General features: G+C 68.9%; 16 protein-coding genes and 1 tRNA gene. 4 read left to right on the top strand and 13 right to left on the bottom strand.

The window, feature by feature from the left end; translation table 11 throughout:
- Window positions 1–3: 3 nt before the first annotated feature.
- From grpE to VFV67_RS20470, 7 genes are all read right to left on the bottom strand, one after another.
- Entirely contained in the window at window positions 4–702 is a 699-nt protein-coding gene (grpE, locus tag VFV67_RS20440) for a nucleotide exchange factor GrpE (RefSeq protein WP_326472179.1), read from the bottom strand.
- A complete protein-coding gene (gene dnaK, locus VFV67_RS20445; RefSeq protein WP_326472181.1) occupies window positions 699–2,561 on the bottom strand; it encodes a molecular chaperone DnaK in 1,863 nt (620 codons plus the stop codon). Before dnaK ends, grpE begins: the two co-directional genes overlap by 4 nt.
- A 156-nt stretch (window positions 2,562–2,717) precedes the next feature.
- A complete protein-coding gene (locus tag VFV67_RS20450; protein ID WP_326472183.1) occupies window positions 2,718–3,536 on the bottom strand; it encodes a DUF4097 family beta strand repeat-containing protein in 819 nt (272 codons plus the stop codon).
- 110 nt (window positions 3,537–3,646) lie between these two features.
- Window positions 3,647–4,234, bottom strand: a complete 588-nt coding sequence (gene dcd / locus VFV67_RS20455) for a dCTP deaminase (RefSeq protein WP_326472185.1) — start codon at window positions 4,232–4,234, stop codon at window positions 3,647–3,649.
- A gap of 9 nt (window positions 4,235–4,243) precedes the next feature.
- Window positions 4,244–4,477 (bottom strand): hypothetical protein, encoded by a 234-nt coding sequence (locus VFV67_RS20460; RefSeq protein WP_326472187.1) that lies wholly within the window; start codon window positions 4,475–4,477, stop codon window positions 4,244–4,246.
- A gap of 720 nt (window positions 4,478–5,197) precedes the next feature.
- A tRNA-Gly gene (locus VFV67_RS20465) sits at window positions 5,198–5,271 on the bottom strand.
- Between the two features lie 22 nt (window positions 5,272–5,293).
- Entirely contained in the window at window positions 5,294–5,785 is a 492-nt protein-coding gene (locus VFV67_RS20470; RefSeq protein ID WP_326472189.1) for a hypothetical protein, read from the bottom strand.
- 131 nt (window positions 5,786–5,916) lie between these two features.
- Between VFV67_RS20470 and VFV67_RS20475 the strand changes: the two genes are divergently transcribed.
- From VFV67_RS20475 to VFV67_RS20490, 4 genes are all read left to right on the top strand, one after another.
- A complete protein-coding gene (locus tag VFV67_RS20475; protein WP_326472191.1) occupies window positions 5,917–6,270 on the top strand; it encodes a metalloregulator ArsR/SmtB family transcription factor in 354 nt (117 codons plus the stop codon).
- Window positions 6,263–6,775 (top strand): SRPBCC domain-containing protein, encoded by a 513-nt coding sequence (locus VFV67_RS20480; protein WP_326472192.1) that lies wholly within the window; start codon window positions 6,263–6,265, stop codon window positions 6,773–6,775. The genes VFV67_RS20475 and VFV67_RS20480 overlap by 8 nt, the downstream gene beginning before the upstream one ends.
- Window positions 6,776–6,853: 78 nt before the next feature.
- Window positions 6,854–7,600, top strand: a complete 747-nt coding sequence (locus VFV67_RS20485; RefSeq protein WP_326472193.1) for a response regulator transcription factor — start codon at window positions 6,854–6,856, stop codon at window positions 7,598–7,600.
- A gap of 121 nt (window positions 7,601–7,721) precedes the next feature.
- On the top strand, window positions 7,722–9,557 hold the full coding sequence (locus tag VFV67_RS20490; RefSeq protein WP_326472194.1) for an acyl-CoA dehydrogenase: 1,836 nt from the start codon (window positions 7,722–7,724) through the stop codon (window positions 9,555–9,557).
- Between the two features lie 62 nt (window positions 9,558–9,619).
- On the opposite strand, the gene VFV67_RS20495 is transcribed toward VFV67_RS20490, so the two are convergent.
- The 6 genes from VFV67_RS20495 to VFV67_RS20520 all read right to left on the bottom strand — a co-directional run bounded on the left by VFV67_RS20495 (window position 9,620) and on the right by VFV67_RS20520 (window position 16,571).
- Window positions 9,620–11,404: a VanW family protein gene (locus VFV67_RS20495; RefSeq protein WP_326472197.1), complete on the bottom strand. Its 1,785-nt coding sequence runs from the start codon at window positions 11,402–11,404 to the stop codon at window positions 9,620–9,622.
- Window positions 11,405–11,444: 40 nt separating this feature from the next.
- On the bottom strand, window positions 11,445–11,738 hold the full coding sequence (locus VFV67_RS20500) for a co-chaperone GroES (RefSeq protein ID WP_326472446.1): 294 nt from the start codon (window positions 11,736–11,738) through the stop codon (window positions 11,445–11,447).
- A gap of 72 nt (window positions 11,739–11,810) precedes the next feature.
- Window positions 11,811–14,024 carry a hypothetical protein gene (locus VFV67_RS20505; RefSeq protein WP_326472198.1) on the bottom strand — a complete coding sequence of 738 codons (2,214 nt, stop codon included), beginning with the start codon at window positions 14,022–14,024 and terminating at the stop codon, window positions 11,811–11,813.
- Window positions 14,025–14,083: 59 nt separating this feature from the next.
- Window positions 14,084–14,857 (bottom strand): amino acid ABC transporter ATP-binding protein, encoded by a 774-nt coding sequence (locus VFV67_RS20510; protein ID WP_326472199.1) that lies wholly within the window; start codon window positions 14,855–14,857, stop codon window positions 14,084–14,086.
- Window positions 14,854–15,681, bottom strand: coding sequence for an amino acid ABC transporter permease (locus tag VFV67_RS20515; protein ID WP_326472200.1), 828 nt, complete (start codon window positions 15,679–15,681; stop codon window positions 14,854–14,856). Before VFV67_RS20515 ends, VFV67_RS20510 begins: the two co-directional genes overlap by 4 nt.
- Before the next feature lie 80 nt (window positions 15,682–15,761).
- Window positions 15,762–16,571 carry a transporter substrate-binding domain-containing protein gene (locus VFV67_RS20520; protein WP_326472447.1) on the bottom strand — a complete coding sequence of 270 codons (810 nt, stop codon included), beginning with the start codon at window positions 16,569–16,571 and terminating at the stop codon, window positions 15,762–15,764.
- Between the last annotated feature and the right edge of the window lie 123 nt (window positions 16,572–16,694).

Raw genomic sequence — 16,694 nt, forward strand, 5'->3', positions numbered from 1 at the left:
CGCTCAGTTCCGCTCAGTGGAGCCGTCGCCCGGACCGAACCAGTCCGGACCGGCGGGTCCCCCGGCCGCGCCGTCGGGCGCCGCGGCCGGTTCGTGATCGGTCACCGCGACCAGCGCGGCGCGCACCACCCGGTCGCCGAACCGGTAGCCGCGGCGCAGCACCGCGGTCACGGTCGGACCGGACACCTCCGGCGAGGTGTTGTGCTGCACCGCCTCGTGCACCGACGGGTCGAACGGCTCTCCCTCGTGGCCGAACGGCTCGAGGCCGGACCGTTGCAGGGTGGCCACCAGCTTGTCGGCCACCGACTTGAACGCGCCGGTCAGGTCGCCGTGCTGCTCGGCGCGCTCGATGTCGTCGAGCACGCCGAGCAGCTCGGTGGCCACCCCGGCCTTCGCCGAGTTGATCACCGCCTCGCGGTCCCGGTCGATGCGCTTGCGGTAGTTGGCGTACTCGGCCTGCAGCCGTTGCAGATCCGCGGTGCGCTCGTCGAGTTGCAGCTTCAACTCGGCCTCCAGGTTCGCCTCGGCACCCGGCGTCTCGCCGGCCGGCGCCGCGCCGGCCTGCTCGGCGGTGTCCTCCGGGACGCCGGCCTCGGGCGCCACGCGAACCTGACCGGTCTGCGGATCGATGCGCCGGCGGTCCCGAACCACCACCCGGGGCTCCTCGCCGGGATCGCCCTCGGTTCGCTCGTCCGGGCTCACTTCTTGCCTTCCTCCTCGACGATCTCGGCGTCGACGACGTCCTCGGCGCCGGGCGTGCCGCCGGCACCCGGGTCGCCACCGGCCGGGCCGGAGCCGTCACCGGACGCGGCGCTCGGGCCGCCCTGGGCGTACATCGCCGAACCCATCGCCTGGGACTCGGTGGCCAGCTTCTCCATCGCCGCCTTGATCTTGGCGGTGTCGGTGCCGGCCAGCGCCTCGTTGGCCTCCTTGATCGCGACGTTGACCTTCTCCTTGGCCTCGGCCGGGATCTTCTCGTCGTTGTCCTTGACGAACTTCTCGGTCTGGTAGACCAGGGTCTCGGCCTGGTTGCGGGTCTCGGCCTCCTCGCGGCGCTTGCGGTCCTCCTCGGCGTGCGCCTCGGCGTCCTTGACCATCCGGTCGATGTCGTCCTTGGGCAGCGCCGAACCGCCGGTGATGGTCATCGACTGTTCCTTGCCGGTGCCCAGGTCCTTCGCGTTGACGTGCACGATGCCGTTGGCGTCGATGTCGAAGGTGACCTCGATCTGCGGCACGCCGCGCGGTGCCGGCGGGATGCCGGTCAGGTCGAAGGTGCCCAGCTTCTTGTTGTGGATGGCGATCTCGCGCTCACCCTGGAACACCTGGATGCCGACCGTGGTCTGCCCGTCGTCGGCGGTGGAGAAGATCTCGCTCCGCTTGGTCGGGATCGTGGTGTTGCGTTCGATCAGCTTGGTGAACACGCCACCCTTGGTCTCGATGCCCAGCGACAGCGGGGTGACGTCGAGCAGCAGGACGTCCTTCACCTCGCCCTTGAGCACGCCGGCCTGCAGGGCCGCGCCGACCGCGACGACCTCGTCCGGGTTGACGCCCTTGTTCGGCTCCTTGCCGCCGGTCAGCTCCTTGACCAGCTCGGTGACGGCCGGCATCCGGGTCGAGCCGCCGACCAGCACCACGTGGTCCATGTCGCCGACCTTGATCCCGGCGTCCTTGATCACGTTGTTGAACGGTGCCCTGGTCCGGTCGAGCAGGTCCGAGGTGATCCGCTGGAACTCGGCCCTGGTCAGGGTCTCGTCCAGGAACATCGGGTTCTTGTCCGCGTCGACGGTGATGTAGGGCAGGTTGATGTTCGCGCTGTTCGAGCTGGACAGCTCGATCTTGGCCTTCTCGGCGGCCTCGCGGATGCGCTGCAGCGCCATCTTGTCCCGGTTCAGGTCGATGCCGGCGGACTGCTTGAACTTGTCCACCAGCCAGTCGACGATGCGCTGGTCCCAGTCGTCGCCGCCGAGGTGGTTGTCACCGCTGGTGGCCCGGACCTCGACCACGCCGTCGCCGATCTCCAGCAGGGACACGTCGAAGGTGCCGCCGCCGAGGTCGAAGACCAGGATGGTCTGCTCCTTCTCGCCCTTGTCCAGCCCGTAGGCCAGGGCGGCCGCGGTCGGCTCGTTCACGATCCGCAGCACGTTCAGGCCGGCGATCTGCCCGGCCTCCTTGGTGGCCTGCCGCTGGGCGTCCTCGAAGTAGGCCGGCACGGTGATCACCGCGTCGGTGATCTGCTCGCCGAGGTAGGCCTCGGCGTCCCGCTTGAGCTTCATCAGCACCCGGGCGCTGATCTCCTGGGCGGTGTAGGTCTTGCCGTCGATCTCGGTCTTCCAGTCGGTGCCCATGTGCCGCTTGACCGACCGCACCGTGCGATCCACGTTCGTGACCGCTTGGTTCTTCGCCGGTTGCCCGACGAGGACCTCGCCGTTCTTGGCAAAGGCCACGATCGACGGCGTGGTCCGCGAACCCTCCGAGTTGGCGATGACCGTGGGCTCACCGCCCTCGAGGACGGCGACGACTGAGTTGGTCGTCCCCAGGTCGATGCCGACCGCTCGCGCCATGGATTCCTCCTGATTCGTTGCTGTGCATAACGCTGTGTTGAGCGTGTTCAGCTCAAGTCTGCAACCCGCCGGTCAACCCGTCAAAACCAGACTTGAGCCCCGCTCGCTCAACCTTCCTGCAGGCTCAACGTGCGGGGCTCGGCCGGTGTTCCCGGATCAGTTGTAACGGATCGTGATGTCGCCGCTGTCGGCGTGCAGATCCAGGGTGTGCGCGCCGGCCTGATCGTCGGCCACGTCACTGTGCACGTCGCCGCTGTCCGTGCCGGTGCGCACCCGGTAGGCGGCCCGCGGCACGGCCACCGTGATCTCGCCGCTGTCCGCCCTGGCCCTGACGTTCTGTGCCGCGGACAGCTCGACGGTGATACTGCCGGAGCCGCTGCGGACGTCGACCGGGCCGGTGACGCCCTGGGCCCGCACGCCGCCGGACTCGGCCGCCACGGTCACCGCGGCCCGTGCGCCCTCGACCGCCACGTCCCCCGAGCCGGACTGCACGGCCACGGCCGCGCCGATGTTGGACAGCCGCACGTTGCCCGAGTCCAGCTCCAGGTTCACCGTTCCGGTGACCCCGCGCACGTCCACGTCGCCGGAGCTGGCCTTGAGGTTCACCGAGCCGGCTCCGTCCACCGCGACCGAGCCGGACGACACGTCGCCGTCCACCCGGGTTCCGGCCGGCACGGTCAGCTCGTAGTCGATCCAGCAGTTGCGCACCGGGCAGTCCTCGATCACCAGCACGTCACCCTCCAGCCGGTGGGTGGCGCCGGGGCGCTGCTGGTCGAAGTGCACCGTGCGGCGCACGGTCGTGGTGTCGCCGGTCCTGATCTTCACGTCACCCGACTCGTTGACGATCCGGACGCTGGCCACCCGGCCGTCCACCGGGGCGTCGTCGCTCTCCACGTTGCGGGCGATGTCCCAGTCGCACGCCCCCAGTAGCAGCAGCAGTCCGGCCGCGGCCCCCACGGCAATCCACCGTCGCATCGCACACCCCTCAGCTCAGCAAGCTTGCGTCTCCTCGACGCTAGGGGCGCGGCGGCGGGGGAACCATCGGGGACGCCCCCGAATCGACCCGGGGGTTACCCCTACCCCAGCTACCCGTCTCGCCGGGTCTCGGTGCGGTGGAAGTTGAGATACGCCCGCGACGGCGTCGGGCCGCGCTGGCCCTGGTAACGCGAGCCCACCTGCGCCGAGCCGTACGGGTTCTCCGCCGGCGAGGTGAGCCGGAACAGGCCGAGCTGCCCGATCTTCATGCCCGGCCAGAGGGTGATCGGCAGGTTCGCCACGTTGGACAGCTCCAGCGTGATGTGCCCGGAGAACCCCGGATCGATGAACCCCGCCGTCGAGTGCGTCAACAGTCCCAACCGCCCCAGCGACGACTTGCCCTCCAGCCGCGCGGCCAGGTCGTCCGGCAACGTCACCTTCTCGTAGGTGGACCCGAGCACGAACTCGCCCGGATGCAGCACGAACGGCTCGTCCCCCACGGTCTCCACCAGCGTGGTCAGCTCGTCCTGCTGCACCATCGGATCAATGTGCGTGTACCTCGAGTTGTCGAACACCCGGAAGTACCGGTCCAACCGCACGTCCACGCTGGACGGCTGCACCATGCTCTCGTCGAACGGCTCCAGCCCCAGCCGCCCCGACTCCAACTCCTTGCGCAGATCCTGATCGCTCAGCAGCACCGGCCCACCCTAACGCCGCTTCCCCCGCCACCAGGGCGGCTCCCCAGGCTGTTCCCCCTCCACCCGCCGCTGCACCTGCTGCTCGAACCGCAGTTGCTCCCGATACACCGTCGGATCCCACATATCCTGAATCGGCCCCAAGATCGACGCCCCGCCCTTCCCCGCCCGCGCCCGCCGCGCCAACCACACAATCCCCCCCAGCACGACGACGAACATCCCCACCGTCACCAAGAACCCGATCACACCCGCCAGGTTACGTGCCCCAAGCCCCCGTGTCGGGCCACGACGACCCTCGATGATCCAGAACCCCACCACGGCACCCAGAACGTCCGACGGAAAGACCTTCAGCCATCCAGCGAAGCACGAAGTCGGCGGATCGTCCGCACAAGTTCGTCACGGTGCTTCGCGGATTTCATCCACGCAGGCAGGCGAGCAAACATAGTCATACGGCCAGGAAATGCGCGCTCGCGTAATCGCGCGGCTATATAACCCTCCAGCAGGTCCAGATGGTCCTGATTGAAGGCCCACAACGTATGACCCCCACAGCACTCGGCCTGCAACCACAACGGCACGCCAAAGAATGAATCAACCGGGCGGCCCCACACCGTGGAGCCGGACCCGCCCTCCACATATACCCGGGAACTAGGCTTCCACGCTGCTGAGTAACCACAACTCGCGCACGCCAGCCGACGCGGCCACCACAGAACGGAGCCCGACTCCGTCGGCCGCGGCGCGTCAACTGCCCGTGCTCGACATCGCGGGCACACGACATGAATGTCCTTCGCCGCCAGCGCCTGCACCCTGATCAAGGGACCCCGGAAGCGCTCTGCATCAATCCCCCGCCGCGCGCTCATCTCGCCATCCTGCCAACCACACCACGGCATGACCCGCAACCAGGGTGGAGATCACAAAGGCCCACTTCGGAAAGCTCCGAGAGCGGGCCGGTCACTGCCGGAATCAGCCTGGAGCGGATGACGGGAATCGAACCCGCATTCTCAGCTTGGGAAGCTGATGTTCTGCCATTGAACTACATCCGCGCGGTGGGGTGAGCGTACACGACTAGGCGGGGCGGATGTGGTGGCGGAGGGCGGGGAGGCCGAAGGTGGTGAGCATGGTGAGGACTTCGCGGGCCAGGGAGTCGAAGGGGTGGCCGACTTCGAGTTCCCACCAGAGGTCTTCTACGGGGTGGCCGCCTACCTTCACGAGTTGGCCGATGGTGGCTTCCCAGCCGTTGGTGGCTGAGGGGCGGGGGGTGGAGTAGGGGCGGACTCGTAACTGTTGGGACCACTCGTCGCGGCTGGGGACGCGGAGGTTGAGGGTGAACCGGACGCGGGCGTCGATCAACGACTGGGACTGGACGATCTCGACTTCGGCGCGGTGGCCGGACATCTCCATCCGGTAGCGGCGGCCGGCGCCGACGAAGCCGAGGGCGCGCAGACCGGGCGCGAGGCCCATGTCGATCATGAGCCGGAACCAGTCCTGGGCGCTTCGGTTCGTCCCTGCCTCCACCGGTCGCCCCTCTTCTCGTTCCGGCCCCTGCTCCCAGATCAACCGACCACACCTACACCGGTAAGGAAACGACCCCCGTCAGAGGTGATCAATGTAGTCAGTGAATCTTCCCGTCTACTAACTCTTCGCTATACGTGCGCCCGAACGAACACATGTGATAGAAGTATTACGTAATGAATGTGCTACACGATCCGGACGACCACGTCTGGCGGGCGCTGTCCAATGTGGCCCGCCGGGCCATCCTGGACGCGCTCCGCGATCAACCGCGGGCAACCGGTGATCTCGTCGAGGTGCTTGGCCTGGACCGGCATGTGCTGATGCAGCACCTGGCCGTGCTGCGCGAGGCCGGTCTGGTGCACGTCGAGGCACGTGGGCGGCAACGGATCAACCACCTGAACCCGATCCCGATCCAGCGCATCCACCAGCGGTGGGTGTCCAGGTACGAGGAGAACTGGATGGCCGCGCTGATCGGGCTCAAGGACACCCTCGAATCCCGCCGACACCGGAAGGGCCGCGACATTGGCTGATCAGGAACTCGTCCACACCATCGAGATCGCGGCGCCGATCGACGCGGTCTGGGCGGAGATCACCCGGCTGGACGGCCGGCAGCGGGCGATGATGGACACGATCCTCAAGGCCACCCTCGAGGCCGGCGCCCCGCTGTACTACCGCTCCCCGGACGGCAAGCGGGTGTTCATCGCCGGCCGGATCGTCGCGGTGGAACCGCCGCGCCGGCTCTCGCACACCTGGCGGCTGCTCACCAGGGACGACCCGTGGACGCTGGTCACCTGGGAGCTGACCGAGACCGCCGCCGGCACCACGGTCACGCTGCGGCACACCGGCTGGCCGGACGACCCGAAGGCGATCCGCGGGGTGGACGGCACCTGGCGGATGATCCTGCCGGAGCTCAAGCGGCTGGTGGAGACCGGCGACATCAGCACCGGGCTCAAGGCCAGATACGTGCTGATGCGGGCGTTCATGTGGGCTTTGCCCGCTCGGACCAGGACCGAGAACGTCCCCGAACCCGCCTAACTATCTCGAAAAGCTCGTCACGGCACCGCGGCAGGCACGTCCCCTCCCTCGACAGGGTGAGTACCCGGGGAGGGACGAATGCCGCAGTTCACTCGGCGCCCGGTGCAGCCGGGCGGGTTGACCGTCGCACTGGTCGACGGCATCCCGCTGTTCCGGGATGGTTTGACCGCGCTGATCCACCGCACGCCTGGCTTGCGGTGGGTCGGCGCCGCCGAGCGGCCGAACGCGGCATTACAACTGTGCGAGCGGTTCCGGCCGAACGTGCTGGTGATCGACTCCGATCTCGATCCGCGCAACCACCTGAGCAGCATGCTGCTGGCCGGCGACCCGATGCTCGCCCTGCTGGTGCTGGTCACCTACGCGCACCGCACCACCCGGTACGTGGCCAGCGCGCTGGCCGCGGGCGTGCACGGGGTGCTGCTCCGCTCGGCCGAGGCGGGCCAGGTGGTCGACGCGATCCGGTCGGTGCACGCCGACCGCCGGTACGTGGACGCGGCCCTGGCACCGATGCTGACCGCGCCGCGCGGCCGCCTGGCGCACCCGACCGGCCCGGTGCAGCCGCCGCTGTCCCAGCGCGAGTACCAGGTGCTCCAGCTCATCGCCGACGGGCTGGAGAACCAGGCGATCGCCAAGCTGCTGTTCGTCTCGGTGGAGACCGTGCGCACGCACGTGAAGAGCATCCTGCGCAAGCTGGTCGCCAGGGATCGCACGCACGCGGTGGCGGTCGCATTCCGTACCGGGGTGCTCACGCCAGAGGACGGGGCCGACACGAACCCGTTCAGCACGCCGATTCTTCCTCCTGAGGAGGGCTCTAGCAGCGAGTGACGGAGGCCATAGTCATCCTCTGGGGGCATCGGGTGCACTTCACCTTGCCGGGGTTACCGGCAGGTAATACCCTGTATGTTACTGACGAGTAGCGATCTCGCCGGCCGAAGGGGAGAACCAGATGGGCCACTACAAGAGCAACGTCCGGGACCTGGAGTTCAACCTGTTCGAAGTGCTCGGTGTCCAGGACCGGCTCGGCAAGGGCGTCCTTGCCGAGGCCGACGAGGAGACCGCGCGCGGCGTGCTGGCCGAGCTCGCCAGGCTCGCCGAGGGCCCATTCGCCGAGTCGTTCACCGCCGGCGACCGCAACCCGCCGGTGTTCGATCCGGCCACGCACACGGTCACCGTCCCGGAGGCGTTCAAGAAGTCCTACCGCGAGCTGATCGACGGCGAGTGGTGGCGGCTCGGGCTGACCAACGAGATGGGCGGCCTCGGCCTCCCGCCGACCGTGCAGTGGGCCGCGTCCGAGCTCGTGCTCGGCACCAACCCGGCCCTGTTCATGTACATGGCCGGCCCGAACTTCGCCACCATCCTGGACAAGAACGGCACCGACGAGCAGCGCCGTTGGGCCCGGATCATGATCGACCGCGGCTGGGGCGCCACCATGGTGCTCACCGAGCCGGACGCCGGCTCCGACGTCGGCGCCGGGCGCACCAAGGCGGTCCGGCAGGACGACGGCTCCTGGCACATCGAGGGCGTCAAGCGGTTCATCACCTCGGGCGACCAGGACATGACCGAGAACATCATGCATCTCGTGCTCGCCCGGCCGGAGGGCGCCGGCCCCGGCACCAAGGGTCTGAGCCTGTTCCTGGTGCCCAAGTTCCACTTCGACACCGAGACCGGTGAGCTGGGCGAGCGCAACGGCGCCTTCGTCACCAACCTCGAGCACAAGATGGGCATCAAGGTCTCCAGCACCTGCGAGGTGACCTTCGGCCAGCACGGCGTTCCGGCCACGGGCTGGCTGCTCGGCGAGGTGCACGACGGCATCGCGCAGATGTTCCAGGTGATCGAGTACGCCCGGATGATGGTCGGCACCAAGGCGATCGCCACGCTGTCCACCGGCTACCTCAACGCGCTGGCCTACGCCAAGGAGCGGGTGCAGGGCGCCGACCTGACCCAGATGCTGGACAAGGCCGCGCCGCGGGTGACCATCACCCACCACCCGGACGTGCGGCGCAGCCTGATGCTGCAGAAGGCCTACGCCGAGGGCCTGCGCGCCGTGTACCTCTACACCGCCTCGTTCCAGGACCAGCTCTGGACCGGCGAGGGTGACGAGGACGCCCGCAAGCTCGCCGAGCGGGTGAACGACCTGCTGCTGCCGATCGTCAAGGGCGTCGGCTCGGAGCGCGCCTACGAGCAGCTGGCCCAGTCGCTGCAGACCCTGGGTGGATCCGGCTTCCTGCAGGACTACCCGATCGAGCAGTACATCCGCGACTCGAAGATCGACTCGCTGTACGAGGGCACCACGGCCATCCAGTCGCTGGACTTCTTCTTCCGCAAGATCGTCCGGGACAAGGGCCAGGCGCTGGCCTACCTGGCCGGCGAGATCTCCGGCTTCATCGAGGCGGAGCGGGGCAACGGCCGGCTCAAGGAGGAGCGGCTGCTGCTCAAGCAGGCGCTCGAGGACGTGCAGGGCATGCTCGGCGCGATGATCGGCTACCTGACGAAGTCGCCGGAGGACCCGCGCAGCGTGTACCTGGTCGGCCAGCACAGCGTCCGGCTGCTGTTGGCCACCGGCGACCTGCTGGTCGGCTGGCTGCTGCAGCGGCACGCCGAGGTGGCCATCGCCAAGCTGGACGCCGGCGACGTGTCCGCAAAGGACCGGGTGTTCTACGAGGGCAAGATCGCGGTCGCCTCGTTCTTCGCCCGCAACGTCCTGCCCGAGCTGTCCGCCGGCCGCAAGATCGTCGAGTCCGCCGACAACAGCCTGATGGACCTGGACGAGGCGGCGTTCTGAGCTGACCAGACAACGGGAGCGGGCCACCCCGAGGGGTGGCCCGCTCTCGTTTTCCGTTCGCGTCAGGCCGGCGGTGGGGCGGCCGGGCAGAGGATCTTGGGTTGGGCGTTGTAGCGCACGGTGCGGGTGCTGCGCTTGATCTCCCGGCCGGACAGGTCCTTGATGATCCGGGTGTCGGTGACGGTGAACCCGCGGATGCCGGCGGTGGTGTGACAGTTCTGCGCGGGACCCTGCTTCTCCTGCGGGTCCACGAAACCGCTGCGCTCGCCGGTGACCGACTCGATGATGTAGCGCTTGGTGCCCCAGATCTTGACCGTGATGCTGGACGGGGTCCAGATGGTCTGGATGGCAACCCCCGTGGGTGCGTCGTTGGTGAACTTGAGGTCGATGACGCTGCCGCCGCTGGGGCTCTGGAACACCGTGGCCTCGCGGGCGGCCGGGTAGCGGCTGATGTAGTAGCTGTGCTCCTTGTGTCCGGCGTCGGTCATGCCGGCGAAGTAGGAGGCGTTGTAGAGCGTGGTGGCGAACTGGGAGATGCCGCCGCCGACCTCGCGGCCGGGGGCGCCGTCCTTGATCACGCCGGCCTCGACGTAGCCCTGCGCTGCGGTGCGCGGGCCGGTGAAGCCGTTGAGGCTGAAGGTGTCGCCTGGCTTGACGATGGCGCCGTTGACCTCGCCGGCGACCCGGCGGATGTTCTGGCCGGAGTCGGCCGCGAAGCCGCCGGTGGTGAACTCGCCGATCACCTCGTTGATGCCGAGGCCCTTGGCCGCCTCGGTGGTGACCTTGGCCGGCTTGGTGGCGTACTCCGCCTTGACCTCCCGGTTGGCGGTCAGCTTCAGCACGTCCAGCAGGCCCTTGAAGCTGTTGTCCCAGTTGATCGCCTTGCCGTCCACCGACGGCTGCACGGTCGGCCGGCCGCCCTCGAAGACGATCGCCGCGTCCTTGCCCTCCTTCTCGGTGCTGGCCAGCTGCGGCTGCACCGCGGCGACCACCTTGGCCTGGTCCAGCTTCACCGCGAGGCCACCGTTGCCGTCCGGCTCGAACACCAGCGCGCCGGCGATCGCGGCCGGCTCCAGCGTGGCGTCCTTGCCCTCGCCGTGCACGGTCACCGGGCCGGACACCGCCGGTTGCGCGACCTGCTGCAGCGCGTCGCGCACCGCGTCGGCGTTGGTCTTCACCGGCGTGCTGTCCACCGGCAGCTCGATCGTGCCGCCGTTGGCCCACTGGTCGACGATCGCCTCTCGGGAGCCGTCGACGTCGAGCTTCTGGCCGTTCTGCGCCTCGATCGCGACCGGGGTGGCGCCGTCGAACCGGATGCCGCCCTCGACCGGCTCCCGGTCGATCTTCGTCCGCAGCTCCTCGACGGCGCCGGTCAGGGCCAGGTTGTCGGTGCTGGTGGCCACGCCGATCTCGTGCGAGCCGCCGAACAGCGAGGTCAGCCGGGTGAACGGGTTCAGCGGCTGGGATCCGGCCCCGTCCAGGGTGGCCGCCCAGTCCAGGCGCAGGCCCGCCGTGTCCGGCTCCAGGGTCGCGTCGGTGCCGCCGGCGCGCAGCTTCACCGGCTGGGTCAGCCGCGGCTCGATCTCTCGGTGCAGCTTCTGCTCCGCCTCGGCGCGGGACAGCCCACCGATGTCGACGCCGGCCACGGTGACGCCACGTGGCACGTCACCGCTGCTGAGTATCAGGTCGACCGCGTAGAGCAGGCCGAGAACGCCGAACACCGCGCCGGCCACGATGCCGGCCCGCCGTAACTTGCGCCGGGCCGGGTCCGGTGACGGGTCCGGCCCGACACCGTCGAAGCCCGGCGCGGCCATGATCACGGTGGGCAGCACGTCGGTCTGCTCCATGTGTGTCTCTGGCCACGTGTGTCGCTCCACCACGCCTCCCTCAGAGGTAGAGACCGGTTCCGTGCTCGGTGCGTTCGCTCGCCATCGCGTGCAGGTCACGCTCGCGCATCACCAGGTAGGAGTGCCCCTGTACCTCGACCTCAAGCTGGTCCTCGGGGTTGAACAGGACACGGTCTCCCACCTTGATGTTGCGGACATTGGTGCCAACACCGAGTACGTCCCCCCAGGCCAGCCGCCGGGCCATCTGAGCCGTGGCCGGGATGACGATACCGCCGGTGCTACGCCGTTCCCCTTCCTCGGGAGTGAGCCGCACCAACACCCGGTCGTGCAGCATCTGAATCTCGAGTTTGGGCTCCGGCACCGCCGAATGGTATCGGCAGGCCCGCCGTGGGTGGCGAATACCTACCTAACTCGTCCGGCGCAGCATCCGGGTGAGTCCCGCGGCCACTGTCGTGGCCAGCACCCACCCGGCGGCGATCAGCGTAGCGGAGATCCACTGCGACGCGCCGGTGACCAGCCAGCGGTTCTTGTGACCGAAGTCGACGATCGGGATCAGCGTGTCCAGCGTGTACAGCAGCGGGCTCCAGACCAGCCGGTCGTCGGCGTTGGCCTCGACCGGCGCGGGGTGCAGCGCGAACCACATGCTGCCGGCCACCAGGCAGGCCACCAGCCACAACAGCGCGCGCATCGGCCGGTAGCCGTAGCCGACCATCCACAGCTGTAACCAACTCCACACCCGCACCATCGGGCCGAGCACCCGGTAGCCCTCGGCGAGCGCCACGTACCGCCACCGTTGCTTGGCGATCAGCACGGTGGCCGCGTGCTCCTCGTTCCCGCTGGCCCGCAGCATCGCGGCGAACTGCTCGTACGGGCCGGGCCGGTAGACGTCGCGCATGCCGTGCCGCAGCCAGCGCAACCGTTCCCGGACCGCGGCGTCGTCCTCGAGGTCGATCGGCACGGCGAGCGCGTCGTAGCGGAAGTCCTCCAGGTCGATGCGGCCCTCGGAGTCCCAGAACCGGGCGTTGTCGGCCAGCGAGGCGCACCGCGCGTGCCGCAGGACGATCCGGCCGCGCGGCACCGTGCCGACGTCCAGCCGCAGCTCCTGGGTGATCAGGCCGAACGCGTTGAGCGCCACCCCGGTCAGGGTCGAACCCAGCTCGGCGCCGCGGAAGTTGGTCTCCCGGCCGATCATCGCCCGGCGGGCCCGGATCTCGCCGTGCGAGGAGAACGCCCGGCCGGCCCGGATGGCGCAGATGAGGTCCCGGCCGATGTTGGTCACCCGCAGATCGACGGACGGTTTGCGGGTGCGGTCGCGGTAGTGGCCGGGGCTGATCAGCCGGCTGCCGCCGAGGTCGAGGTTGGCACCGATCTTGGCGCCGGGTAACAGGATCGAGCCGAACACCACGATGTTGCGGCCGTCCAGGTTGCCCCCGGTGGTGAACCGGCGGCCCTCGACCGCGTCGCCGCCCCGGTTGGACAGCACCGAGCCGTCCAGCAGCACGGTGCCCCGCACCACCACGTCCACCAGCCGGACCTGACCGGCGATCCGCGCCTCCCTGGCGTCGATGCCGCCGCGGATCTCGGTGCCGTCGAAGTGCACCGCCAGATCCTGGTACGGGCCTGGGCGCGGCCCCTCGGTCAGTTCCTCGAACGGCTCCTGTCCGCCGGACAGGTCGATCAGCGCGCCGGAGAGCCGGACCGAGCCGCCCACGTAGGCGTTGACGATGCGCAGTGTCCCGGTGCTGTCGAAGCCGTGGTCGGCGTCGACGTTGCCGGACACCCGGATCCGGTCGGCGATCAGCGTGGCCTGCGGGTCGAAGAACGGCTCGCTCACCGGCCGCTCGCGCACCTCGTCCGGCGGCGGCCGCAGCTGGGCGCCGCGCATCGAGAAGTCGCTCTCGATCCGGGCGCTCGGCAGGAACAACCGACCGGTCGAGGTGAACCGCCCGGTCCGCGGGTCGGCGGTCAGGTGCAGGTTGCCGCCGACGTGCAACCCGTTGCCGTTGAGCGAGTAGCCGTTGGGGTTGGACAGTCGCGCGCCGGCGAAGTTCACGTTGCCGCCGCTGCGCAGGCCGGGGATGCGCAGCTCGCCCCGGGTCTTCAGCCGGGCGCCGAGCAGCGCGCCGGCCAGGATCAGCCGGTCGGCGTGCAGGGCAAGGCCACCGGGGTTGTTCAGCTCGGCGTCGCGCAGCGACAGCGAGCCGTCGATGTGCGCGTCGGTCAGGTCCACCGTGCCGTCCACCACGGTGCCGTCGGTCAGCGACAGATCGTTGTCACAGCGCAGGTTGCGGCCCTCGAGACCGGGCAGCCAGCACCGGTTGAACTCAAGGCCGGCGAGCTTGGCCTGGCGCAGGTCCGGCGGGTTCTGGAACCGGCAGCGGACGAAATCCAGCAGGAACGGGAACTCCACCGCGCGCAGGTCAAGCGTGCCGACCAGGAACTTGTCCGACACGGTGAGCACCGGCGCCACGTTCGGCCGGCGCACCAGCCGCAGCACGCCGCCGGTGTCCCGCTCCAGCGCCTCGCGCACCACGAGGTTCACGTCCATGTACGCCCAGCGCGGTGGGTACTCCTCGAACGGATCGAGGGTGCGCGCGCCGGTGTCCCCGGGTTCCGCCATGACTCCTGCCCTCCCCCTTCCCCCGCCGTTGTGACGAGGAGCGCTGGTCCGGCGTTCCGCTACTCCCGGTCGGAGATGGGGTTGAGCACCCGGGACAGGAACGACCGGGTCCGCTCGTGCTGCGGGTCGCCGATCACCTGGGCGGGCGGGCCCTCCTCGACCACCATGCCGGCGTCCATGAACAGCACCTTGTCGGCGACCTCGCGGGCGAAGAGCATCTCGTGGGTGACCACGAGCATGGTCATGCCCTCGAGGGCGAGCTTGCGCATGACGTTCAGCACGTCGCCGACCAGCTCGGGGTCCAGCGCCGAGGTGGGCTCGTCGAACAGCATCACGTCCGGGTTCATGGACAGCGCGCGGGCGATCGCCACCCGCTGCTGCTGACCGCCGGAGAGCTGATGGGGCATGGCGTTGGCCTTCTCGGCCAGCCCGACCCGCTCCAGGTTCGCCAGCGCCACCTTCTGCGCCTCGTCCCGGTCCCGGCGCAGCACCTTGCGCTGGGCGAACATCAGGTTGTTCAGCACGTTGAGGTTGGCAAACAGGTTGAACGACTGGAACACCATGCCGATCCGGCGGCGCGCGGCGTCGATGTCGACGTCCGGATCGGTCAGCTCGACGCCGTCCACCACGACGGTGCCGCCGTTCGGCTCCTCCAGCATGTTCACGCAGCGCAGCAGCGTGGACTTGCCCGAGCCGGACGGGCCGATGACGCAGACCACCTCGCCGCGGTTGACCGTCAGGTCGATGCCGCGCAGCACCTCGAGCGGTCCGAAGGACTTGGTCAGGCCGGTGATCTCGATAGCGACGTCGACGTCGCTGGTCGCCTCGGTCATGCCTTCGCCTCCACCGTGGGTGACTCTGGGGTGCTGATCTTCTTCCCGCCGGTGCTGCGCTCCAGGTAGCGGGACAGGTAACCGAGCGGGATCGTGATGATCAGGTAGCAGAAACCGGCCACCACGACCGGGGTCAGGCTGCGGTACTGGTTCAGCGCGACCCGGCCGAACTGGGTCAGCTCGTACTCCAGCACGGTCGAACCGAGGAACAGCGCCAGCGACGAGTCCTTGGTGAGCATGATCAGCTCGTTGGTCAGCGGCGGCAGAATGATCTTGAAAGCCTGCGGGACGACCACGAACGTCGTGGTCCGCCCGGCGGACAGGCCCAGCGACCGGGCCGCCTCCACCTGACCGGCCGGCACCGCCTGGATGCCGGCCCGGAACGTCTCCGCCATGTACGCCGAGGCCACGATGCCCAGGGCGATCGCCAGCGCGGTGTACTTGTCGAAGAACGTGCCGGGGAACGCGATCGGGACGCCGGTGCCGATCGCCAGGATGATCAGCAGGGCCGGCAGACCGCGGAAGAACTCGATGTAGGCGCCGGCCACCCAGCGGTACACGCGGATGCTGGACAGCCGCATCAGGGCCAGCACCAGGCCGACGACCAGGCCCACGCTGAACCCGAGCGCGGTGTAGATCACGGTGTTCTTCAACCCGACGGTGATGACCTCGGGAAACATCGCCTTGGCGACCTCGACGTCGAAGAACGTCGCGCGGATCTTCGCCCAGTCGGCGGTGACCGCGAGGACCAGCACGACCACGAGGCCGATCCCGTACTGCACACCGCGGAACACCTTTGCGCGCTGGCGCTTGGACAGGGCCATGCACCCTCCTCGGGGTGGGGGACGTGGGGCGGCGAAGGGGGCCCGCGCGAGTATCGCGCAGGCCCCCTCGGATCAGACGGTCACTCCGGCTTCTTGCCGAACCACTTCTCGTAGATCGTGTCGTACTGGCCGCTGGACTTGGCCTCGGCGAGCACCTCATTGATCACCTTGAGCAGCTCGGCGTTGCCCTTCTTCAGGCCGATGCCGTACTGCTCGCCGGTGTCGAACTCCTTGCTCACCTCGAAGTCGGTCTTCTCCTTGATCCAGTCGTAGAGCACGCCGTTGTCGTTGATGCCGGCGTCCACCTGGCCGGTCTCCACGGCGGTCAGCAGCAGGCCGAGGTCCTCGAACACCACCAGGTTGGCGCCGGAGGCGTTCTTCGTCGCGTACTCCTGGCCGGTGGTGGAGTTCTGCACGCCCAGCTTCTTGCCGGACAGCTTCGACAGGTCGTCGATCCCGGAGCCCTTCTTGACCAGCAGCGCCTGGGTGGCGTCGAAGTACGGGTCGGAGAAGTCGATGTTCTGCTTGCGGGCGTCGGTGATGGTCATCCCGGCCGAGGACAGGTCGCACTTGCCAGCGCTGAAGTCGGCGCCGGACTGGATGCCGTCGAACGGGGTGTCGATGACGTCCTGGGTGACGCCGAGCTTCTTGGCGACCAGGTCGACCAGGTCGATGTCGAAGCCGATCACCTTGCCGCCCTCTTCGTACTCGAACGGCTTGTACGGCAGCCCGGTGCAGTTGGTCAGCTTGCCGGAGGCGACGAGCTGGACGTTCGGAGCCGCACCGGCGTTCGTGCCGGACGGCTGGCTACCGGGGGTGTTGCTGTCCCCACAGCCGGCGACCGCGATGGCCATAGCGGGCAGCACGGCGAGCACCCTCAGTTTGGACAGACCTGCCACGATGTCACTCCTCGTTACTTCGATCGGGCGAGTGCCCGCATACTGCCACCTCATCGGGCGCGTGCCCAAAGTCGGCCGATCCGTTGCGGCTTGGCAGCGTAGTTGTTGCGGGAC

This window comes from Actinophytocola sp. (genome assembly GCF_035762905.1).
Taxonomy (GTDB): domain Bacteria; phylum Actinomycetota; class Actinomycetes; order Mycobacteriales; family Pseudonocardiaceae; genus DASYTH01.